Annotated in this window: 22 protein-coding genes and 1 pseudogene; 13 read left to right on the top strand and 10 right to left on the bottom strand. The window is 72.9% G+C overall.

Annotated features, from left to right (window positions below; translation table 11 throughout):
• On the top strand, window positions 1–264 hold a 264-nt coding region (locus ABD067_RS12705), incomplete at its 5' end, for a hypothetical protein (RefSeq protein WP_343895673.1).
• A gap of 306 nt (window positions 265–570) precedes the next feature.
• On the opposite strand, the gene ABD067_RS12700 is transcribed toward ABD067_RS12705, so the two are convergent.
• Both ABD067_RS12700 and ABD067_RS12695 read right to left on the bottom strand, forming a co-directional pair.
• Window positions 571–1,050, bottom strand: coding sequence for a DUF3237 domain-containing protein (locus ABD067_RS12700; protein ID WP_343895672.1), 480 nt, complete (start codon window positions 1,048–1,050; stop codon window positions 571–573).
• Between the two features lie 11 nt (window positions 1,051–1,061).
• Complete coding sequence (locus tag ABD067_RS12695) at window positions 1,062–1,478, bottom strand: rhodanese-like domain-containing protein (RefSeq protein WP_343895671.1); 417 nt, start codon at window positions 1,476–1,478, stop codon at window positions 1,062–1,064.
• A 111-nt stretch (window positions 1,479–1,589) separates the two neighbouring features.
• Between ABD067_RS12695 and ABD067_RS12690 the strand changes: the two genes are divergently transcribed.
• The 4 genes and pseudogenes from ABD067_RS12690 to ABD067_RS12675 all read left to right on the top strand — a co-directional run.
• Entirely contained in the window at window positions 1,590–2,303 is a 714-nt protein-coding gene (locus ABD067_RS12690; RefSeq protein ID WP_343895670.1) for a maleate cis-trans isomerase family protein, read from the top strand.
• Window positions 2,304–2,526: 223 nt separating this feature from the next.
• Window positions 2,527–4,536, top strand: coding sequence for a TonB-dependent receptor (locus ABD067_RS12685; protein WP_343895669.1), 2,010 nt, complete (start codon window positions 2,527–2,529; stop codon window positions 4,534–4,536).
• Window positions 4,537–4,558: 22 nt separating this feature from the next.
• Window positions 4,559–5,578, top strand: coding sequence for a 2-hydroxyacid dehydrogenase (locus tag ABD067_RS12680; protein ID WP_343895668.1), 1,020 nt, complete (start codon window positions 4,559–4,561; stop codon window positions 5,576–5,578).
• A gap of 16 nt (window positions 5,579–5,594) precedes the next feature.
• A pseudogene (locus tag ABD067_RS12675) lies at window positions 5,595–5,966 on the top strand (YkvA family protein); the annotation flags it as partial.
• Between the two features lie 414 nt (window positions 5,967–6,380).
• On the opposite strand, the gene dksA reads toward ABD067_RS12675, so the two are convergent.
• Window positions 6,381–6,797, bottom strand: a complete 417-nt coding sequence (dksA, locus tag ABD067_RS12670; protein WP_343895667.1) for an RNA polymerase-binding protein DksA — start codon at window positions 6,795–6,797, stop codon at window positions 6,381–6,383.
• A gap of 108 nt (window positions 6,798–6,905) precedes the next feature.
• A complete protein-coding gene (locus tag ABD067_RS12665; protein WP_343895666.1) occupies window positions 6,906–7,367 on the bottom strand; it encodes a flagellar assembly protein FliX in 462 nt (153 codons plus the stop codon).
• A 159-nt stretch (window positions 7,368–7,526) separates the two neighbouring features.
• Here ABD067_RS12665 and ABD067_RS12660 point away from each other — a divergent pair, with 159 nt between their 5' ends.
• From ABD067_RS12660 to ABD067_RS12635, 6 genes are all read left to right on the top strand, one after another.
• Complete coding sequence (locus ABD067_RS12660) at window positions 7,527–8,666, top strand: flagellar basal body P-ring protein FlgI (protein WP_408871547.1); 1,140 nt, start codon at window positions 7,527–7,529, stop codon at window positions 8,664–8,666.
• The gene (locus ABD067_RS12655; protein WP_343895665.1) at window positions 8,666–8,992 is read left to right on the top strand and encodes a rod-binding protein; all 327 of its coding nucleotides are present in this window, start codon (window positions 8,666–8,668) and stop codon (window positions 8,990–8,992) included. Before ABD067_RS12660 ends, ABD067_RS12655 begins: the two co-directional genes overlap by 1 nt.
• Window positions 8,989–9,402 carry a hypothetical protein gene (locus tag ABD067_RS12650; RefSeq protein ID WP_343895664.1) on the top strand — a complete coding sequence of 138 codons (414 nt, stop codon included), beginning with the start codon at window positions 8,989–8,991 and terminating at the stop codon, window positions 9,400–9,402. Before ABD067_RS12655 ends, ABD067_RS12650 begins: the two co-directional genes overlap by 4 nt.
• 364 nt (window positions 9,403–9,766) lie before the next feature.
• Window positions 9,767–12,028: a DUF6311 domain-containing protein gene (locus tag ABD067_RS12645; RefSeq protein WP_343895663.1), complete on the top strand. Its 2,262-nt coding sequence runs from the start codon at window positions 9,767–9,769 to the stop codon at window positions 12,026–12,028.
• 78 nt (window positions 12,029–12,106) lie between these two features.
• Window positions 12,107–13,480, top strand: coding sequence for an LLM class flavin-dependent oxidoreductase (locus ABD067_RS12640; protein WP_343895662.1), 1,374 nt, complete (start codon window positions 12,107–12,109; stop codon window positions 13,478–13,480).
• A 92-nt stretch (window positions 13,481–13,572) separates the two neighbouring features.
• Entirely contained in the window at window positions 13,573–13,806 is a 234-nt protein-coding gene (locus ABD067_RS12635; RefSeq protein ID WP_343895661.1) for a hypothetical protein, read from the top strand.
• A 10-nt stretch (window positions 13,807–13,816) separates the two neighbouring features.
• Here ABD067_RS12635 and ABD067_RS12630 read toward each other — a convergent pair whose 3' ends face one another.
• The 3 genes from ABD067_RS12630 to ABD067_RS12620 are packed head-to-tail and all read right to left on the bottom strand — an operon-like array spanning window position 13,817 to window position 16,832.
• The gene (locus ABD067_RS12630) at window positions 13,817–15,322 is read right to left on the bottom strand and encodes a tripartite tricarboxylate transporter permease (protein ID WP_343895660.1); all 1,506 of its coding nucleotides are present in this window, start codon (window positions 15,320–15,322) and stop codon (window positions 13,817–13,819) included.
• The gene (locus ABD067_RS12625) at window positions 15,319–15,858 is read right to left on the bottom strand and encodes a tripartite tricarboxylate transporter TctB family protein (RefSeq protein ID WP_343895659.1); all 540 of its coding nucleotides are present in this window, start codon (window positions 15,856–15,858) and stop codon (window positions 15,319–15,321) included. Before ABD067_RS12625 ends, ABD067_RS12630 begins: the two co-directional genes overlap by 4 nt.
• Window positions 15,855–16,832 carry a tripartite tricarboxylate transporter substrate binding protein gene (locus ABD067_RS12620; protein WP_343895658.1) on the bottom strand — a complete coding sequence of 326 codons (978 nt, stop codon included), beginning with the start codon at window positions 16,830–16,832 and terminating at the stop codon, window positions 15,855–15,857. The genes ABD067_RS12625 and ABD067_RS12620 overlap by 4 nt, the downstream gene beginning before the upstream one ends.
• 307 nt (window positions 16,833–17,139) lie before the next feature.
• Between ABD067_RS12620 and ABD067_RS12615 the strand changes: the two genes are divergently transcribed.
• Window positions 17,140–17,841: a hypothetical protein gene (locus tag ABD067_RS12615; protein ID WP_343895657.1), complete on the top strand. Its 702-nt coding sequence runs from the start codon at window positions 17,140–17,142 to the stop codon at window positions 17,839–17,841.
• Between the two features lie 25 nt (window positions 17,842–17,866).
• Here the strand turns inward: ABD067_RS12615 and ABD067_RS12610 are convergent, their stop codons facing one another.
• Together ABD067_RS12610 and ABD067_RS12605 are read right to left on the bottom strand one after the other, a co-directional pair.
• A complete protein-coding gene (locus ABD067_RS12610) occupies window positions 17,867–18,070 on the bottom strand; it encodes a hypothetical protein (RefSeq protein ID WP_343895656.1) in 204 nt (67 codons plus the stop codon).
• Between the two features lie 109 nt (window positions 18,071–18,179).
• The gene (locus ABD067_RS12605; protein ID WP_343895655.1) at window positions 18,180–19,187 is read right to left on the bottom strand and encodes a tripartite tricarboxylate transporter substrate-binding protein; all 1,008 of its coding nucleotides are present in this window, start codon (window positions 19,185–19,187) and stop codon (window positions 18,180–18,182) included.
• Between the two features lie 144 nt (window positions 19,188–19,331).
• Between ABD067_RS12605 and ABD067_RS12600 the strand changes: the two genes are divergently transcribed.
• A complete protein-coding gene (locus tag ABD067_RS12600) occupies window positions 19,332–19,838 on the top strand; it encodes a Spy/CpxP family protein refolding chaperone (protein WP_343895654.1) in 507 nt (168 codons plus the stop codon).
• A 158-nt stretch (window positions 19,839–19,996) separates the two neighbouring features.
• Here ABD067_RS12600 and ABD067_RS26415 read toward each other — a convergent pair whose 3' ends face one another.
• Window positions 19,997–20,308, bottom strand: coding sequence for a phosphatase PAP2 family protein (locus ABD067_RS26415; protein WP_408871550.1), 312 nt, complete (start codon window positions 20,306–20,308; stop codon window positions 19,997–19,999).
• Window positions 20,309–20,577: the final 269 nt, after the last annotated feature.

Below are 20,577 nucleotides of genomic sequence, written 5' to 3'. Positions count from 1 at the left end.
GACGCGGCGGGCAGCATTGCCCGGGTCGTTGCCGAGTTCGGTTACTTCCTGCGCGGGAGGCGCACCGGGCTTCACGGCACTTTCCCGCCCTGCCGCGGCTTCTTTGCGCCGGTGCGCGGTCGGCGCGTCCGGCCGGTGCCGTACTTGCGCTCTGCCCACTTCAACGTCGTTTCGTACGTGAGGCCCATCTTTTCGGCGAGTCTGACGGCCGCTTCAACGGACAGGCTCTCCCGTGGCCGCGCCCACTTCAGCGCAGCCTCGTAGGGATGTTTGTCTTCTCCGCGATCGTGACTGCTGCCTCGACCGGCAGGCCGTTCTTGCCCCAACTCCATGCGGCAGCGCCGGTCACGCCGAGTGCCGCAACCGCCCTCCCTACGCCCCCAAAGAAGCCAATCGTTTTCTAAACAAAGTATTCCAAGTCGGAAGCCGCCAGTAGCAGGACCGCAGCATCCGCCGTCATGCGCTTCTGTCGCGCCATTATAGTGGCCGCGCCCTCCTCTGCGTCAGTTCCCGCCTCGCGGCCATCCGTAAGGAGAGGGGGAGAGCATTAGGTTTCATGCCACCAATCCCCTAACGCACCGAGTACACGTCATAAACCGGTCCCGAAGGCGGCCGCTGACCCACGCCGACCGCGATCACCTTGTTCATCCAGTCCAGCTCCGCCGCGCCCGTTTCGAAGCGCACGGCGGTGCGGAAGTAATAATCCTCCGGCGGCACCGTCTCGCCCCTGCCCAGCCGCGCCAGCGCGTCGGACGGGCCAGCGCGGATGCCGGTGTAGTGGACGTAGACGTGGTGCCCCTCCCCCGTCCGCACCGTCAGCCGCACGTCCATATGCGCGGTGCCGTCCGGGTCCACGCGGAGCCAGTCGGCGGCGGTGCCGGGCAGCACCTCGCCGCGCAGCTTCGGCCCTTCCACCGTCCCGCCGGTGACGGGGACGATGCGGAGTTCTCCGTTCCGCGCCGTGCCCACGGTCTGTGGCGCGCCGGTGGAGAGCGACATGCGGAACAGGAACTCGCTCCGCAGCGGCAGCGGGGTCGTCGCGTCGGCCATCTTCTCCTCCCTCAGCGTTGGCGCCACGGCAGGCCCTCGGCCTTCCAGCCGGCCACCGTGCCGCGGTGGCCTTCGGCGTCCACCGGGCCTTCGAAGCCGTCGCCCAGGTTGAAGGCGTGCGGGAAGCCGGACACCTGCGCCGCTTGGCACGCCGCCAGGCTGCGGGCGCCGGAACGGCAGATGAAGTAGAGCTTGTGCAGCGGCGTCAGCCCGGCCTTGCGCAGGTGCTCGGCGAAGGCGCCGTTCACCTGCATGGACGGGTAGAACTGCCAGGGGATGAGCACCGGCTGCTTGCCGGCGGCCGAGAGGTCGGGCAGGCCGACGAAGTTCCATTCGGCGTCGGTGCGCACGTCCACCAGCGCCGCCTTGGGGTCCTCGCGCAACGCCTCCCAGGCCTGCCGGGCGGTGACATCGGGCACTGCGGCCATGGGCGGTGGTCTCCTTCAAGGACGCAAGATGCGGCCGGCGCGCGGCGGCGGCAACGCGCCGGGGCGCGGCGGGATTGACCGCGCCGCGCCGCCGTCGCCAGGGTGTGGCCCATGCGCCTCGGCATGCTGACCCCGTCCTCCAACACCGTGCTGGAGCCGCTGACGGCGGCGATGCTGGCCGACCTGCCGGGCGCCAGCGCGCACTTCTCCCGCTTCCGGGTGGTGGCGATAAACCTCGGCGCCGGCTCGCGCGGGCAGTTCGACGCGGCGCCGGTCGTGGCGGCGGCGGAATTGCTGGCCGACGCGCGGGTGGACGCGATCTGCTGGAACGGCACCTCGGGCGCCTGGCTCGGCCTGGAGGTGGACCGGGCGCTCTGCGCGGCCGTCACGGCGCGGACCGGTGTCCCCGCCACCACGGCGACGCTCGCCCTGATGGACGCGCTCGGCCGCCTCGGCGCGCGGCGCTGCGGGCTGGTGACGCCCTACCTCGGCGAGGTGCAGGCGGCGATCCTCCAGCGTTGGGCCGAAGCGGGCCTGGGATGCGCCGCCGAACGCCACCTGGGCGACCCCGGCAACTTCTCCTTCGCGGAACACGGCGAGGAGGCGGTGTGCCGCATGGTCCGCGAGGTCGCGGCGGCGCGGCCGGACGCCGTTGTGGTCCACTGCACCAACTTCCGCGGCGGGCGCGTCGCGCCGGAGTTGGAAGCGGAACTCGGCCTGCCGGTTCTGGACAGCGTCGCGGTGGCGCTCTGGGGCGCCGTGCGCGCGGCAGGCGGCGATCCCACGCCGATGGCGAGGCGCTGGGGGCGTTTGTTCGCCCTCTGAGCCGGGGCCGACGCGGCGTCTCGACGGCGTGTTTGTTATGTTATAACGTTCAAACATGAAACGCGCTTGTCCCGCCCCCGCTGTGTCCGTGCTCGCCGCTTTGCCGGCCTTGTTGACGTGTTGGCCGGCGGACGCGCAAACCGCCACCGCGCCGGGCTCCGCCGCGGAGCGCCGCCTCGGCCCCGGCGGCGACGCACCCGTCCCGGCGGTGCCGGAGGCGACCTTGCCGGAGGTCGTCGTGCAGGCGCGGCGGGCGGAGGCGGCGCGGCAGGGCATCCTCGCCCGGTTCGGCGCGCGCGAGTACCAGGTGGACCGCTCCACCATCGAGGCGCTGCCGGGCGGGGCGAACCAGCCGTTGAACCAGATCCTGCTGCAAACGCCCGGCGTGGCTCAGGACAGCTTCGGCGACATCCACGTCCGCGGCGAGCACCGCAACCTGCAATACCGCATCAACGGCGTGCAGCTCCCCGAAGGGCTGCAAGGCTTCGGGCAGGTGTTCGACTCGCGCTCGCTCCGCAGCGTGTCCGTGCTGACCGGCGCCTTGCCGGCGCAGTTCGGCTTCCGCACCAACGCCGTGATCAACCTGGAAACGCGCACCGGCGCGCTCGACCCGGGCGGCGCGGTCGGGATCTACGGCGGCAGCTTCGGCACCATCCAGCCCTTCGCCTCCTACGCCGGCGTGGTGGGCGGCTGGGACCTCTTCGCCACCGGCACCTGGCTCCGGAGCGACCGGGGGCTGGAGAACCCGACCTCGGCCCGGACCGTCCCCAACAACGAGACCGAGCAGTTGCGGGGCCTGATCTACGCCGCGCGGCAGCTCGACCCGACGACGCGGCTCTCGGTCGTGGCGGGGACGGCGCTGAACCGCTTCCAGATCCCCGCCCCCGGCGGCGTCCAGTCCGCCTTCACCACCTTCGGCCAGTCCGAGTTCGAGAGCGCCAACCTCCGCAGCCGGCAGTGGGAGCGCACCTGGTACGGCACCGTGGCGCTCCAGAAGTCCATCAACGCCGACGTCGACGTGCAGATCGCGCCCTTCGTGCGCTACAGCTCCATCCACTACGTGCCCGACCTGGTGAACGAGCTGGCGTTCAACGGCGTCGCCTCCGACGTGCTGCGGGGTTCCTTCGCCGGTGGCTTGCAGACGGACGCGGCGTGGCGGATCGCCCGCGCCCACACCTTGCGCGCCGGCTTCCTGGTCTCCGCGGAGCGGAGCCGCTTCCGCGCGCAGACGGGGCTGTTCGGCGTGGACGAGGACGGGGAGGCGCTGGACCCGCCCTTCGTCCTCGACGACCGGCAGGGCCGAACGGGCTACCAGTACGGCTTCTACGTGCAAGACGAGTGGCGGGTGACGGACAGCTTCACCGTCAACTTCGGCGTGCGCGCCGACCGGATCGAGCAGTACACCAACGACGGACAAGTCTCGCCGCGGGTCAACGCCGTGTGGCGCCCGACCGACGCCACGACGTTCCACGCCGGCTACGCGCGCACCTTCACCCCGGCGCAACAGGAGCTGATCGCGACCCCGGTGCTGGAGCGCTTCGTCGGCACCACCAACGAGCCCTTCACCCTGGAGAGCGGCCTGCCGAAGCCGGAGCGGGCGCACCGCTTCGACGTGGGCGTGACGCAGCGGATCACCCCGGCCTGGACCGTGGGCGTGGACGCCTACTACAAGAACGTGCGCGACCTGCTCGACTTCGGCCAGTTCGGCGGCGCGCTGATCTTCACGCCGATCAACTACCGCAAGGGCCACGTCTACGGCGTCGAGTTCTCCACGACCTACCGGACGGACCCGGTGCTGCTCTACGCCAACCTCGCGCTCAGCCGCTCGGTCGGGAAGGACATCCGCTCGGCGCAGTACAGTTTCGAGCCGGAGGAGCTGGAGTACATCCGGGGCAAGTACGTCCGCACGGACCACGACCAGCTCGTCACCGGCAGCGCCGGCGCGGTGTGGCGCGCCTGGGAGGGCGGGCGGCTCTCGGGCTCCATGCTCTACGGCAGCGGCCTCCGCCGGGGCTTCGCCAACTCCGAGAAGGTGACGCCCTACGCGACCTTCAACGTCGGCGTGCAGCAGGACCTGGTGCTGCCCGACGGCGGTACCTGGACCTTGCGCTTCGACATCCTGAACCTCTTCGACCGCGAGTACCGGTTGCGGGACGGCACCGGCATCGGCGTCGGCGCGCCGCAATTCGGGGCGCGGCGCGGCTTCTTCGGGGGCCTGAGCCGGGCCTTTTGACGACCGGCGGCACGGTCGGCCTATGCTCCGCCCCGGCGGCACCGGGGAGGACCAGGACGACATGGCGGCGACGGCCCGCATCGTGGTGATGAGGAGCGCGCTCAGCGCGGAGGAGGTCGCGCTGGGGATGGTGCCGGCCGGGTGCGAGCTGGCCCTGGCCAAGGCCGGCACGCCGGAGTTCCTGTCCGCGCTCGCCGGGGCGGATTGCCTGGTGGGCTTCGGCGACCCGGCGGTGGACGACGCGGCGTACCGGGCGGCGCCGAACCTCAAGCTCTACCAGCTCCTGTCCGCCGGTTACGACCGCTGCGACATCGAGGCGGCGCGGCGCGCGGGCGTGCCGATCTGCAACAACGGCGGCGCCAACTCCACCGCGGTCGCGGAGCACGCGGTGATGCTCATGCTGGCGGTGTCGCGCCGGCTGGTGTGGCAGCACCAGAGCGTCGCCGCCGGGCGCTGGCGCGGGAACGACCTGGCCGGGACCAAGCTCTACGAGTTGCGGGGCAAGACGCTCGGCATCGTGGGGTTGGGCGCCATCGGGAAGAAGGTGGCGCGGCTGGCGGCGGCGTTCGGGATGGCGGTGCTGTACTACGACCTCCGGCGGCTGTCGGAGGACGCCGAGGACGCGTTGGGCGTGCGCTTCCGGTTGCTGAACGAGGTCCTGCGAGCCTCCGACATCGTCTCCCTCCACGTGCCGCTGACGCCGGCCTCGCGCCGCATGATCGGCGCCGGGGACTTGGCGTTGATGAAGCCCACCGCGTACCTCATCAACACCTGCCGCGGGCCGGTGGTGGATGAGGCGGCGCTCGTCGCCGCGCTGTCGGACGGCCGGATCGCCGGCGCCGGGCTCGACGTGTTCGAGGAGGAGCCGCCGCCGGCCGACGACCCGCTGTTCTCCCTGCCCAACGTGGTGCTGACGCCGCACTTCGCGGGGCCGACCTGGGACAACCAAGCGGCGCGCTTCCGCAACGCCTTCGACAACTGCCAGCGCGTGGCGCGGGGCGAAAAGCCGCTCTGGGTCATCCCAGAGCTGGCCGCGGGGTGATCCGGCGGTGTGGCGGCGCATCAAGGATTGGGCACGGGCGGCCCGGCGCGACGTCCATGCCCTTTGGCTCGCCGCCCGCGACCCGCGGACGCCTTGGTACGCGCGGGCCTTCGCGCTGGCGGTCGCGGCCTACGCGCTGTCGCCCATCGACCTGATCCCGGATTTCATCCCCGTACTCGGCTACCTCGACGAGGTGATCCTGCTGCCGCCGGCGATCCTGCTGGCGATCCGCTTGGTGCCGCCGGAGGTGATGGCGGAGCACAGGGCCACCGCGGCCGCGGCCCAGGCGAGGCCGGTCAGCCGCGCGGGCGCCGCGCTCATCGTGGCCATCTGGGCGGCGGTCGCGGCGGCGCTGGTTTGGTGGTTCTGGCCGGAGCCGGCCTTGTAGGTTCGGACGCGGCCGGCCGGCTGCTTCGCGCCGCTGCTTTATTCCTTGCGCCTCTGCTGTTACCGGGGTCGGGGCAGCCAAGGCCCTGGTCGCGGTGGCCGGCGGGCATGGCCGCTTGTTCCTGCGGCGAGCGGGCCCGCCGGTGAGCCCGGGCGCCCGCCGCAACCCCGACCTCAAGGTCTTCCGCGACAGGCAGGCGGGTCGCCGACGGCAAGCCCAGGCCCGCCGCCCTGGCGGCCACCGCCCGCAAGCCGCTGACCGCCCCCAACCCGTCCTCGGGGATCGACGCCCATGGCAGCCAAACGCCGCTTGACCGGCGGCACGGTCGCTTATCCGGTGTCCCGCGGGCTTTCCGGACAAAAGGCGCGGGCCGGGCGTTGGCGGGGCGAGCGTAGCCGTTTCCGCCCCGGAACCTCAGTCGTCGCGGTGGACGCGTTCCATCCGCTCGTGGCGCTCTTGCGCCTCGATGGACAGGGTGGCGATGGGGCGCGCTTCCAGCCGGCGGAGGCCGATCGGCTCGCCCGTCTCCTCGCAGTAGCCGTAGGTGCCGTTGCCGAGCCGCTCCAGCGCCTGGTCTATCTTGGAGACCAGCTTGCGGGCGCGGTCACGGGTGCGGAGTTCCAGCGCCCGGTCGGTTTCCACGCTCGCGCGGTCCGTCAGGTCGGCTTCTGAGATGCCGCCGGCCGAAAGGCTGGCCAGCGTGTCCTCGGCTTCGCGCAGCAAGTCCTTCCTCCATTGCAGCAGCTTCTGCCGGAAGTAGGCCTGCTGCCGGGGATTCATGAACTCTTCGTCATCCGAAGGTCGGTAGTCCGGCGGCAAGGTGACGAGCATCGTTGGACGGCCCCGAGTGTATTCGTTACGCAACGCGCGGACATATACAATCCTTGCCGGGCCGCCGCCAAGCGGAGAAACACCCAAATCGCTGAGGGGGTGTGGCTTTCACCGAACCGCCGCGGTTCTACTCGCGCTCGGGTCCATCGTCCGGCGGGCCAACTCGATCCGGGCGCGCAGCGCGACGGCGCGGACGGCATCGCGCAAACCCGCATCGGTTCCCTCCTCGCCCTCCCCGAGGGCGGCGAGACGAGTCAAACGGGCGGGGTCGACCCGCCTGCCCAGCAGCTCCGCTTGCAGGCCGTTGAGTTCGTCGAGGATGGAAGCCACGCGTCGCCGGGCCGCCGCGTCCCGCCCCGCCCCTCGCCCGCCGCCTTCCTGCGCCGCCAGCAGGGAGAGCCCGACCGCCGCCGCCGCTCCGATGCCGTCCGGCGCTGGCGCGGCGGCGCCGAGCGCCTCCGCGCCGCCGGGTCCGCCAACGGAGAAACCGCCGGCGGAGCGCCTTGCCGCTCCGTTGCCACGGGCAGGCCCCGCCGCCCCGCCCTTCGACACGCCAGACACGCCCCGCATCGTCACACGGCCCCCCGCCCTTTTTCCGCCCGGCCCGGCAGTTCGCGCCGGGTGCCCGGCAGAGCCTGCCGCTTCCGCGCCACCGCCAGCGCCGGAACCCGGCCCTGGGGCTGGCACGGCGGTTGCTCAGTCCGTTGCGACCGCCGCACGGAGCGCAACGTGTCCGATAAACCTTTCATAAAGGCGAAGACCGCCTTCCTGGCCTTGGCGGCGCTGCTCGCCGCAGCGGTCGTCGCCGCGGCCCCGCCCGCCGCCGCGCAGTCCGTGCGGCTGAAGGACATCGCGGACGTGGAGGGCGTGCGGGACAACCAGCTCGTGGGCTACGGCCTGGTGGTCGGCCTGGCCGGCACCGGCGACCGGCTGCGGACCGCCATCTTCACGCGGCAGTCCCTCGTCGGGATGCTGGAGCGGCTCGGCGTCAACACCCGCGACAACGAGGCGCGGCTGGACACGCGCAACGTCGCCGCGGTGATGGTGACGGCGAACCTCCCGCCCTTCGCCCGGCCGGGCAGCCGGATCGACATCGCGGTCTCGGCGCTCGGCGACGCCACCAACCTGATGGGCGGCACCCTGCTGGTCACGCCTCTGCTCGGCGCGGACGGCGAGGTCTACGCCGTGGCGCAGGGCGCGGTCGCCACCGGCGCGGTGGCGGCGCGCGGCGCGGCGGGGAGCGTGCAGCGCGGCGTGCCCACCAGCGCCCGCGTGGCCAGCGGCGCCATCGTGGAGCGGGAGATCCCCTACGCGCTGGCCGGCCGGAGCACGGTGCGCCTTTCCCTCCGCAACCCGGACCTCACCACCGCGCGGCGGGTGGCCGCCGCCGTGAACCGCGCTTCGGGGGCCCCGGTGGCGACCGCGACCGATCCGCGAACGGTGGTGCTGGCGCTCGCCGGCCGCGAGCCGGTGTCGTTCCTGGCCGAAGTGGAGCAGCTCCGCGTGGAACCGGACCAGGCGGCGCGGGTGGTGATCGAGGAGGCTTCGGGCACCATCGTCATGGGCGCCAACGTGCGCGTCTCCACCGTCGCCATCGCGCAGGGCAACCTCACCATCCGGGTGACCGAAACGCCGCAGGTCAGCCAGCCCAACCCGTTCGGCAACGGCGAAACCGTGGTGGTGCCGCGCACCAGCGTCGAAGTGGACGACCAGGCCGAGCGCCGCATGGGCGTGCTGCGCGGCGGCGTGTCCTTGCAAGAGCTGGTGCGCGGGCTGAACGCGCTCGGCGTGGGGCCGCGGGACCTGATCTCCATCCTCCAGGCCATCAAGGCCGCCGGTGCCCTGCAAGCCGAGCTGGAGCTGCGCTGATGGCCGCCCTGCCCCCGGTCCACGCCCCCCTCACCCCGGCGCAGGTCGCCGCGGCGCCCGCGAAGATGCGCGAGGCGGCGCGGAACTTCGAAACGCAAGCCTTGTCGCAGTTGTTGCAGCCCGCCTTCGCCGGCCTCGGCGCGGAGCCGCTCGGCGGCGGCGGAGCGGCGGAAGGGCAGTGGCGGACGATGCTGGTGGACGCGGTGGCCGGCGCCGCGTCGCGGGCCGGGCACGGCCTGGGCATCGGCGACATGGTGCTGCGCGAGATGCTGCGGCGGCAATCGGCCGAACCCGCCACGACGACGAACCCGGAGGACGCGACATGATGATGGACGCCCTGCTCGCCGCCGGCACCCGCCTCGCCGACGCGCTGCTCGCCGAGAACGAGGCCCTGGCGCGGCTCGACCTGCCGGGCGCGGCGGGCCTCGCCGGCGCCAAGGCGGGGGCGGCCGACGCCTTCGCCGCCGCCTTCGCCGCCGCGACCAAGACCGGCGCCCGGCCGGACGGCGCGGCGCAGCGGGAGGGGGCGCGCGCCATGGCGGAGAAGCTGGAAGGGCTCGGCGCCGAGAACAAGCGCCTGCTGCAACGCGCGATCTCCGTGCAATCGCGCGTGATCGAGACCATCGCCGCCGCCGCCCTGGTGCGCGCGGCGAACCCGGTCTACGGCGCCGCCGGGCGCCGCCCGGCCGCGCCGCGGCAGGCGGGGCGCGCGATGGCGCTCGCGCTGCGGGCTTAGGGCGCCTTTCGGCTGACCGTACTCGGCCAGAGCGCTCTGGCTTGTGGTTTCGACGAGCGTCTTCACGCGCCCGACCGGAGACGGCCAAGCGCGATCTGTGCCCTAGCAGCGCGGAACGGGTGCCCCCCGCCGCGGCGCGGCGTTCCCGCGCCGGGCAGCGGGTCGAGCGCTTGTCCGCCCGGCGATCCGCGCCCGGGGCGTTTCCACTCGGGGCGGTCGCGGTCTAAAGCGCGCCGCCGGCCGTGGGCGGCGGCGCGCGAAGGGGACGATTTCACCGCATGGCGCTTCCAGCGAACAGGATACCATCTCTTCCGCGCGCGGCGTTTCGCGCCCGCCGTTCCGGAACGCCGCTCCCGGACGCCGCATGATCCCCGCCGCGCGCGGCGGGGGGCGCCGCACGGCGGCGGCGGGGCGGCTCGGCGCCGTGTTGGCCGGCTTGATCGGCGCCGTCGCCTTCGCGGCCGTTTGCGGCGTCCGCCCTTTGGACCCCGGCGACCTCGGCTGGCTCACGCAGGGCGATCCCGCCCAGTACCTGTTGGGCTGGTCTTTCTTCAGGGAGTCGCCGTGGACGCTGCCGCCGGGCGCGAACCCGTCCTTCGGAATCGAGATCGCGTCCTCTGTCTTCTTCTCCGACTCCATCCCCCTTTTCGCCCTCTTGTTCAAAGCCTTGAGCCCCCTCGTCGAGGTGCAGCAGTACTTCGGCTGGTGGCTGCTGCTGTGCTTCGTCCTGCAAGGCGTCGCCGGCTGGCTGCTGATGGGGCTGGCCGTCCGGAACGCGGCGGCCCGCCTGCTCGGGGCGGTGCTGCTGTGCTTCGCGCCGCCTCTGCTTTGGCGGCTCCACGGCCACTATTCTTTGGCGGCGCACTGGCTCGTGCTCCTCGCCCTCTGGCTGGCCGTGGCGCCGCCGCTCGGCCGGCGGTGGTGGCCGTTCGCCTGGGGCGGCCTGCTTTGCGCGGCGGCGCTGGTGCATGCCTACCTGCTGGCGATGGTCGCCGCGCTTTGGGCGTCCGACCTGGCGCGGCGGGCCTTGGCGGCGGCGGCGGGCGCCGGCGGCGGGCGTCGGTTCGCCTTCGCCCGGCTCGCGGCCGAGGCGCTGGTTGCGCCGGGGGCCGTGGCGCTGTGCCTGTGGGCGGCCGGCTTCTTCATGGTCCGGGGCGGCCTTTCGCCGGGCGGCTTCGGCGTTTACGCGATGAACGCCCTGGCGCCGCTGGACCCGGACGGGCAGTGGTCGCGCCTCCTGCCCGACCTGCCGGACGCCGCGGGGCGCGAGGCGGGGTCCAACTTCCTCGGCCTCGGGCTGCTGGGCCTGCTCGCCGCCGGCTTCGCGGCCTGGGTGTCGCGGCCGGGGCTGCTGCGGGTGGGGCCGGAACGCGCGCCGTTGCTCCTCGCCTTGGCTGGGTTGGCCGCCCTCGCGCTGTCGCACCGGGTCGCGGTCGGCGGCGCGGAGCGGCTGGTCCTGCCGCTGCCCGCTCGGGCGCTGGAAGCGGCGAACGCGTTGCGGGCGTCGGAGCGGATGTTCTGGCCGGTGTTCTACGCCCTCGCGGTCCTCGGCGTCGCCCTTGTCGCGCGGCGCTGGGGCGGGCGCGCCGCCGCAGCGCTGCTGGGGGCGGCCGTCGTGGCGCAAGTGGCGGACGGGAGCGCCGGGTGGCCGCCGTTGCGCGCGAAGCTCGATCCGCCGGGGGCCGGCCGGGTGTGGCAACCGCTGCGCGGCCCGTTCTGGGACGAGGCGGCGCGCTCCTACGGCCGCGTCCGCGCGTTCCCCACGGCCAACAAGGCGGAGGGCTGGGAGGCCGTCGGGCGCTGGGCCTCGGCCAACGGCTTGCCGACGGACATGGTCTACCTCGCCCGGGTGGACCAAGCCGCGCTGGAAAGAACCAGGATGGCGGGGGAGCGGTCCTTCTTGGAAGGCCGGTTCGAGCCGCGGACCCTTTACGTCCTGGGCGGTTCCTGGGCGGTGTTCCTGGCGGCGTCCGCCATGGACCCGGCGGCCGACCTGCTCGCCGAGGCCGACGGACTCCGCGTCTTCGCGCCCGGTTGGAAGCGCCTCAGCGCCGCCGTGCCCGCCGGGGTGCGCGAGTTCGGGGCCGAGGAGGTGCTGCCCGTCGCGGCGCCCGGCGTTGCGCTGCGCTTCGGCTCGGCGGCGCCCGCCGGGGACCGCGCCGCCCTGCTCCGGGGCTGGTCCGTCCCGGAGCCGCACGGGCATTGGAACGACGGCGCGGAGGCGACGCTCGCGCTGCGCTTCGCGCTTCCCGCCGCCTGGCTGGACGAAGCCTTGGACCTTTGGGTGAAGGGGGCCGGCTTCTTGGTGCCGCAGCGGCCGGAACAGCGCGTCACCGTGTCCGCCGTCCGCGGCGGCGGCGGCGCCCGCGGGGAGGAGGCTTGCGGCGAAGCCTCGGCCGAGTGGCTTTTGGCCGGCGCGGAAGGGCCTGCCGCGCCGGCGTGGCGGAGCGTCGCCGTGCCGCCGGCCTGTGCCGCCGGAGGGGCGGGCTCCGGGCTGCTGCGGGTGCGCTTCCGCTTCCCGGACGCCGTTTCCCCGCGCGACATCGGCCTGTCGGCGGACCGCCGCGACCTCGCCTTCGCGGTCGCCGAGTTGGTGCTGCTCCGCCGGGGCGAGGGGCCGCCGTGACGCCGCCGGTTTGACGCGCCCCGCCCGGAGGCGCCAGCATCGCCGCCGTCGTGGGTGGTGGTGGAGGAACGGCCGGCCATGCGCCAGATGCACCTCGTGGGCTTCTTGCAGGCGCAGAACTGCACCAACCTCGCCTCGTCCTGGCGCCATCCGGAGAGCCGCACGGATTTCCTCTCGGCCGACTACTACCAGGAGATCGGCCGCGTCCTGGAAGCCGGTAAGTTCGACCTCGGCTTCTTCGACGACCGCTTGTCCATGCCGGACCGCTACGGCGGCGACCACGTCCACACGGTCGAGCACGGCATCCGCTGCGTGAAGCTCGACCCGGTGGTGGTGCTGACCATGATGGCGGCGGCCACCTCGCGGCTCGGGCTCGGCTCCACCGCCTCCACCACCTACTACGAGCCCTTCCACGTCGCCCGCGCCTTCCAGACGCTCGACCACATGAGCGGCGGGCGGGCGGCGTGGAACGTCGTCACCTCGCTCAACGACGGCGAAGCCGCCAACATGGGCCACGCCGAAGCGATGGAGCACGACCGGCGCTACGACCGGGCGGACGAGTTCGTGGAGGTGGTGCTCGGCCATTGGGACGCCTGGGAGGACGACGCCCTGGTCGTGGACAAGCGGAGCGGGCGCTTCGGCGACGGCTCCAAGGTCCACCGGCTCGACTACAAGGGGCGGTTCCTGTCCTCGCGCGGGCCGTTCACCGTGCCGCGCTCGCCGCAGGGGCATCCGGTGCTGATCCAGGCCGGGGCCAGCGGGCGGGGCAAGCGCTTCTCGGCGCGCTGGGCCGAGTTGGTCTTCGTGGCGCACCACGACCTGGAAGGGGGCCGGCGGGACTACGCCGAGTTCAAGCGCATGGTGGCGGAGGCGGGGCGCGACCCGGACGCGGTGAAGGTCGCCACGCTCTGCAACCCGATCCCGGCCGCGACCAAGGCGGAAGCGGAGGACCGCGCCGCGCTGATCGAGCGGCTGCCGCTGGAGATCGACGCGCTGTCCCTGCTTTCGGAGGCGCTGAATTTCGACTTCGCGGCCAAGGGCATGGACGAGCCGTTCACGGACGAGGAACTGGCCGGCATCCAGGGCCTCCAGGCCATGCGCGACCGCGTGGTGCAGGTGAGCGGCAAGCGCAACCCGACGGTGCGCGATTTCATCACGGCGAGCGGCCGCGGCCGGCCGCGCATGGACATGGTGGGCGGGCCGAAGGAGGTGGCGGACAAGCTGGAGGAGTGGTTCTCGACCGGGGCGTGCGACGGCTTCGTCATCTCCGCCACCTCGGTTCCCGGCACCTACGCGGAGTTCGTGCGCCACGTGGTACCGGAGTTGCAGCGCCGGGGGTTGCATCGGAAGGAGTATTCCGGGCCGACCTTGCGCGACCACCTCGGCCTGCCGCGGGCGGAGCGCGGGGCGTGGAAGCCGCCGCCACGCGCCGCGACGGCTGCCGCGGAATAGCGGCATCGCGTCGTCGATTCATGCCATCGTGAACCACGCGGTGCCGTTCCGGTGGCATCATGGCGCTCCTCTTCGATCGGATTTTGACTCGGATGCGCTTGCTCGCTTTTGCCTTTTTGGGTGGCTTGCTGCCCGGCCTCGCCCTGGCCCAGACGGGCGGCCAGACCGGCGGCGGCATGACGCCGATCCAACGCTGCGAGCAGAATTACCAGACCTGCGTCCGCGCCTGCTCCGGCCCGGACTCGTCGCGGTGCATGTCGGGCTGCGCGGAGACGCGGGCCTATTGCATCCAGAACCCGTCCACGGCCCTCCCGCCGCGGCGGTGAGCCGGGCGGGTCAGCCGCCGCCACGCCGCGACAGGAACGCCGCGTAGAGGCGCGGCCCGGCCAGGGCCAGCACCGCCATCGCCAGGATCGCCGCCGAGACCGGGCGGGTGACGAAGGTGCTCCAATCGCCTTGGCTGATGGTCAGCGCCTGGCGCATCGCCTGCTCCGCCATCGGCCCCAGGATCATGCCGATCACCACCGGCGCGGTCGGGAAGTCGAAGCGCCGCATCCCCATCGCCACCAGCCCGAGGCCGTAGAGCAGGACGAGGTCCGTCACCGAGTTGCTGATGCCGTAGGTGCCGATGGTGGCGAAGACCAGGATGCCGGCGTAGAGCAGCGGCCGGGGTATGGTGAGGATGCGCGCCCAGAGGCCGACCAGCGGCAGGTTGAGGGCGACCAGCAACACGTTGGCCACGTAGAGGGAGGCGATCAGCGTCCAGACCAGCGCCGCCTGCTGCTCGAACAAGAGCGGGCCGGGGCTGATGCCGTAGCTCTGGAAGGCGCTCAGCATGATGGCGGCGGTGGCGCTCGTCGGCAGGCCGAGGGTGAGCATCGGCACCAGCACGCCGGCGGCGGCGGCGTTGTTGGCGGCTTCCGGGCCGGCGACGCCCTCGATGGCGCCTTGCTTGCCGAACTCGGCCCGCGCTTCCGGGCCGGCGAGGCGCCGTTCGGCGTAGTAGCTCAGCATGGTCGGCATCTCGGTGCCGCCCGCCGGCAGGACGCCGAAGGGGAAGCCCAGCAGGGAGCCGCGGAGCCACGGCCCGGCGCTCCGCCGCAGGTCGGCGCGGCTCATGGAAACGCGGCCCACCGGGCGCACCTCCTGCGGCGCGTCCACGTGGCGCCACGCGAGGTACAGCGTCTCGCCCACGGCGAAGAGCGCGACGGCCACCAGCACCACGTTGACCCCGTCCAGCAGCTCCGGGACGCCGAAGGTGAGGCGGGGCTGGCCGGTCTGGAGGTCGATGCCGACCAGGCCCAGCAACAGGCCGAAGAAGAGGGAGACCAGGCCCCGCAGCGCCGAGCCGCCCAGCACCGCAGACACGGTGACGAAGCAGAGCGCCATCAGGGAGAAGTACTCCGCCGGCCCGAGTTGCAGCGCCAGCTCCACCACCAACGGGCCGAGGAAGCTGATGCCGAGCGTGCCGACGGTGCCGGCGACGAAGGAGCCGATCGCGGCGGTGGCGAGCGCCGGCCCCGCGCGGCCGTTGCGCGCCATCTTGGCGCCTTCCAGCGCGGTGATGATGGAGCCGGACTCGCCCGGCGTGTTCAGCAGGATGGAGGTGGTGGAACCGCCGTACATCGCGCCGTAGTACACGCCGCAGAACAGGATGAAGGCGCCGGTCGCGCCGACCTTGAAGGTGATGGGCAGCAGGAGCGCCACGGTGAGCGCCGGGCCGATGCCGGGCAGCACGCCGACCGCGGTGCCGAGCAGGCAGCCGAGCAGCGCCCAGCCGAGGTTGGCCAAGGTCAGCGCGTTGCCGAAGCCGAGCGCGAGGCCGGCGATGGGGTCGGTCACGCCGGCGGCTCCCGCCCCAGCGCGCGGAGCACCAGCCCTTCCAGCACGCCCGCGCCGATGTTCACGCCGAGCAGCTCCACGAACAGGAACCAAGCCGCGAGCGTGAGCACGAGGGCGACCGCGGCGTCGCGCAGGAAGCGCCGCGACCCGAAGGCCGCGGCCACCAGCACGTATTGCGCGGTGGCGGCGAGGGAGAAGCCGAGGGGGACGATCAGCAGCAGGTTCGCCCCGAGGCCGGCCAGCAGCAGGGCGAAGGCGCGCCGGTTGGCCGGCGGGGCGTCCCGCACCTCCTCCAGTTCGTGCGACCAGCCGCCGCGCAGCGCTTGGGCCACGAGCCCGGCGCCGAGCAGCAGCAGCCCGCCCGCCACGACAAAGGGCACCGCCTTCGGCCCGACCTGCGCGTAGATCGGCGAAACCGGGATCGCCAGCGCCTGCCAGACGGCCAAGCCGCCGAGCGCCAGCACGAAGAGCCCCGCGGCGAGGTCCGGCCAGGGCAGGCCGGCGCGGGCGCGCGCCACCGGTCCGGGGCCGTTCACGCCAGCCCGATCTCCTTAAGCACCGTTTCCGTCTGCGCCCGGTCGCGCTCCAGGAAGGCGTCCAGCTCCGGGCCGGTGAGGAAGGCGTCGGTCCAGTCGCGCGTGCGCAGGGTCTCCTTCCAGGCCGGCAGGGCGTGGACCTCCGCCATCAGCCGCACCAATGCCTCGCGCGCGTCGGGGCGAAGGCCGGGCGGGCCGAACACGCCGCGCCAGTTGGTGAGCGCGACGTCCATCCCGCTCTCCTTGAGCGTCGGGATGTTGGGGTCAGTCCGCTCCGCCCCGGTGGTGGCGAGGGCGCGCATCCGGCCGGCCTTGATCTGCTCCGCGAACTCCGAGAGGCCGGAGATGCCGGCCTTGACCTGGCCGCCCATGATCGCCGCGTTCGCCGGGCCGCCGCCGGCGAAGGCCACGTAGGATCCTTCCCGCGCCGAACGGCCGAGCGCCTTCAGCATCAGGCCGAGCGCGATGTGATCCGTCCCGCCGGCCGAGCCGCCGCCGACCGACATGGCGCCGGGGTTGGCCTTCAGCGCCTCGAAGAAGCCCTTGATGTCGCGGATGTCGGACGCGGCGGGCACCACCACGGCGCTGGCCTCCTCCGTCAGACGGGCGATCGGCGTCACGTCCTTGATGCCGACCGGCGTCTTGTTGGTCAGCGTGGCGCCGACCATGACGGAGCCGGCCACCATCAGGCTGTCCGGCCGCCCGCGCCGCTGCGCCACGAAGCGCGGCAGCCCGACGGAGCCGCCGGCGCCGCCGACGTTTTCGAACTGGAAGTTGCCGACCAGGCCGGCGCCGCGCGCCGCCTGCTCGATGGCGCGGCCGAGCCCGTCCCAACCGCCGCCGGGCGCGGCTGGGACGAACATGTAGATGGAGGCGAAGCGCTGCTGGCCTTGCGCGCGGGCGGAGGGAAGCGCGGCGCCGAGGCCCGAAGCCGCGCATGCGGCGGCGGCGAGCAGGTGACGGCGTTGCGGCATGGCGTTTTCCCTCCGGTGTTTGGCGAATGCCTACCCCTCAACACGCCGAGCCACAATCTAACGTCGGTACGAAACGCCGGCGCTTCAGCCGAGATTCATTGCGCTCTGGCTTGGTTTGAGGGACAGTCGGCTTCTAGATCGACGCGGCGCGGGTCAGGCCATCATGCGTTTTGTCGTTCCACCGCGTCGTGTTTGGGTGGCTGCTGCGGCTGCGATGGCCGCGTCCTGGCTCATCATTCCGCTGATTGGTTTCCTCCTCCGCGGCCTTGGAGAGCTGTCTAGGCTGCTTTGGCCGGAACACGCCCAAATGGCGTCGTTCATCTTGGTCCTCCTCGGCGGGCTGCTCAACGCAGCGGGCATTGAAGCGGGCAAGATGGCGGCCCTGGCCTGGATCTGCGCGCGACAGTGGGAAGATTGGGTGCCGCTCGGCGCAGCCTTCGGACTTTTCAAGGCCACCGGTGTTCTTGTCTCTTGGGCCCTGTTGCACCAAACGTTCGGCTCGTTGGCGCCATTCTCCATCACGCTGCTCGTCGCGGCGACGAATGTTTTGCTGCTCCATTTGGCACTGGGTCGCTTGGCGGCCGGGGTGGCGCGCTCACCCGGCAATCCCTGGCTTGCCTTTGGGCTGGCTAGCCTTGCCAGCGCGGCATTTACCAGCGGCCCAGCGGCCCTGCTCATGCTCTTGCCCGCCCAGGCGGTACGCTTTCTGGACCAGCAGCCTCTCGCACTGCTTGCCGTCCTACTCGGCTTCGCGTTGCTGGTACGAAGCCGGGTTCCGTGGCCCGTGGAGGCCACAGCTACCGGTCCAGCGCGCGAGTTCCTGGCCGGCGCCGGAGGATTGGTCGTCGGTTCGGCGCTGGTTTTCCCCGTTGCCCAAGCTCTGCTGGCGCCAAATGGGCTGGCGCGGCTACCGGGGGCGCTCCTGTGGGCGGCTGCACTGTCCTTTTTAACGGGCTTGTTCGCCAGGCAGGTCGTTGGGCCTTGGTTGCGCCACCGCGAAGGCCGCTGAAGCGTCCCTCGTCCAGCGCGCCCGCTTACCGCCCCTTAATCGCTCGTATCTCCGCGATGCGCTTCTCGCACTGGGCGATGAAGGCGTTGAGCGTCGCGCGCAGGTCGGCGTGTTCGGAGCCGCGGGCCACCGCCATGGAAGCCTGCGCCTCGGCGATGCCCTTTTCCAAGGCGGTGCGCTCGTCGGCGCCCGCCTTCATGCGGACGGCGCGGGTGATCTCGAGAAGCATGGGTCATCTCCGGACTCTGGCCCGGGCGGGCCGATACTTCGTTGCCTTATAGCGGTTTCCGGCTCGTTGATGATGCGGAATCGGAAGGAGGGCCGCCAAGCGGGCCGTTTCAGTCCGGCCTGATGCCGGATTGCCGCACCACCCGGCCCCACTTCTCGGTTTCGGCGGCGAGGAAGGCGGCGAACTCGGCCGGGGTGTTGGGCGCGGTCTCGACGTTGAGCCCGGCCAGCCGCTCGGCCACCGCGGGGTCGCGGATGGCGGCGTTCAGCCCTTCGCTCAGCCGTTGGACGATGGCTTCGGGCGTCCCGGCCGGCACCAGGACGCCGTTCCACTCGTGAGCTTCGAAGCCCGGGAAGGTGTCCGAGACGGCGGGCAGGTCCGGGAAGGCGGCGATGGGCTTGGAGCCGGTGTGCGCCACGGCCCGCACCCGCCCGGCGCGGGCGTGGCCGGTGGAGGCGGAGGCGTTGGAGAAGAAGAACCGCACCTGCCCGGCGATGAGGTCGGTCAGCGCCGGGCTGCCGCCGCGGTAGGGGATGTGGTTCAGTTGCACCCCGGCCGCGCGCGCGAACATCTCCAACGCCATGTGTTGCACCGTGCCGTTGCCCGACGAGGCGAAGTCGAGCCCGCCCGGTGCGGCCTTCGCCAGCGCGACCACCTCGGCCACGCTCCGCGCCGGCACGTCCGGGTGGACCAGGAGCAGATTCGGCACCCTGCCGGCGAGGAACACGGGCCGGAAGGCGCGGGCGGCGTCGTAGGGCAGCCTCCCCTCGAACAGCGCGGGGTTGACGGAGAGCGCCGTCGCGTCGTGCAGCACCGTGTGGCCGTCCGGCGCCGCTTGGGCCGCGACCGCCGCGCCGATGGTGCCCGCGCCGCCGCCGCGGTTCTCGATGACGAAGTTCGCGTCCAGCAACTCGCTCAGCTTGCCGAACAGGATGCGCCCCACCGTGTCGGCTCCGCCGCCGGGCGCGTAGGGGATGACGACGCGCACCGGCCGCCGGGGCCAGGGCGGCTGCTGCGCCTGCTGGGCCGCCGCCGGCCTCGCGGGCCGGAAAGCCACCGCCGCTGCCGCCGCGCCGAACACGCGCCGACGCCCCGTGCCGCCTGCCGCCACCCTCACCTCCGTTCCGCTCCCGTGGCAGCATAGGCCGCGTCCGCCGGGCGAGCGACAGGAGGAGGACCGCTCGGGGCGCCGCTCGCGCTCGCCGCCGGCTGGGCGGGGGCGCACCACGGCGAAGGCGGGCAGCACCCGCAGCCGCAAACCGTGCAGCACCGCCAGCGCCACGCGCCGGCGGAGCCGCACACGGGCGGCGGGGGCGTGGCGCAGCCTTACGCCGGGATGGAGGCGCGCGGGGTCGAAGCGTTGTCGCCGCAAGAGGTCGCGGACCTGCGCGCCGGGCGCGGGATGGGCCTCGCGCTCCCCGCCGAACTGAACCGCTACCCCGGCCCGATGCACGTGCTGGAGTTGGCCGACCCGCTCCGGCTCTCGCCCGAGCAGCGCCGGCGCATGGAGGGTTTGGTCGAGGCGATGCGGGCCGAGGCGCGGCCGCTCGGGGAAGGGGTGATCGAGGCCGGAGGCGCGCTGGACCGGCTCTTCGCCACGGCACAGGCGACCCCGGCCGCGGTGATGGAGGCGAGCGCGGCGGTCGGCGCGGCGCGCGGCTCGCTGCGCGCCGCGCACCTCCGCTACCACCCTGCGACGCGCGACGCGCTGACGCCGGAGCAGATCGGCCGATACGAGGAGCTGCGCGGCTACACGGCGCGCCGTTGAAGCGCCGCTTGGGGGCGGGCCGATGCTGGGCTTCTTGAATCGCCATACCTCCAGCCGCCGCAGCGCTGGTGTCGGCCGGCTCGCGGCCTCGTTCCGCACGCCCCATCGGGGGCAGCGGACGACGATCCACCACTATCGGAAGCGGCGCCGCCGAAACTTCACACGGGCGACGGCGGGCCCGGGCCCAGAGCGGACCGCGTCCGCCGGAGGCGCCGAACTACGCGGACCAGAACCACCGCCGCCACCGCGACCGCAGCCCCACCCGGCATGTCCGCCAAGTGGTGGCCGCCCTTCGAAGGAACAGAGAACAGCATGACGCCGCTCAGCGCGGCGAACGCGGGCAGAGTCAAACGGATGCCGTGGTGCGCGTACGTGAAGAGCAAGGCCAAAGTAGTGTGGAACGAGGGGAAGGAGACGATCCCTGCCAACTGGTTCAACGCAAGGACAGCACCTGCTGGAGCGGCCCGCATCAAACCGGACACGCGGCTTGGTCGGCTGGCTGCCGGGCGATGGACTCACGCGGCGGGCGCATGCGCGAGCCGGGGCGGGGACGGACGGCGTTGCGCCCCCCGAACCGGGCGAGGGGCCGCTGGCGGACGGGGATGGCGCCCGGCCCAGGGTCCGCGCGGGCGTGGCCGCGCTCCGGGGCTTCGACGAAGGCCTCGCGGACGCCGCCGCTCCCGGGGCCGCGGACCGGCGTGGAGCGCGCAGCGGGGTTCGGCGCGGCGGCGGAGTCGGC

It is taken from the genome of Craurococcus roseus (genome assembly GCF_039523795.1).
Classification (GTDB): domain Bacteria; phylum Pseudomonadota; class Alphaproteobacteria; order Acetobacterales; family Acetobacteraceae; genus Craurococcus; species Craurococcus roseus.
The sequence above is the reverse complement of the archived record's forward strand: the minus strand, read 5'-3'. Positions and strand labels throughout refer to the sequence as shown.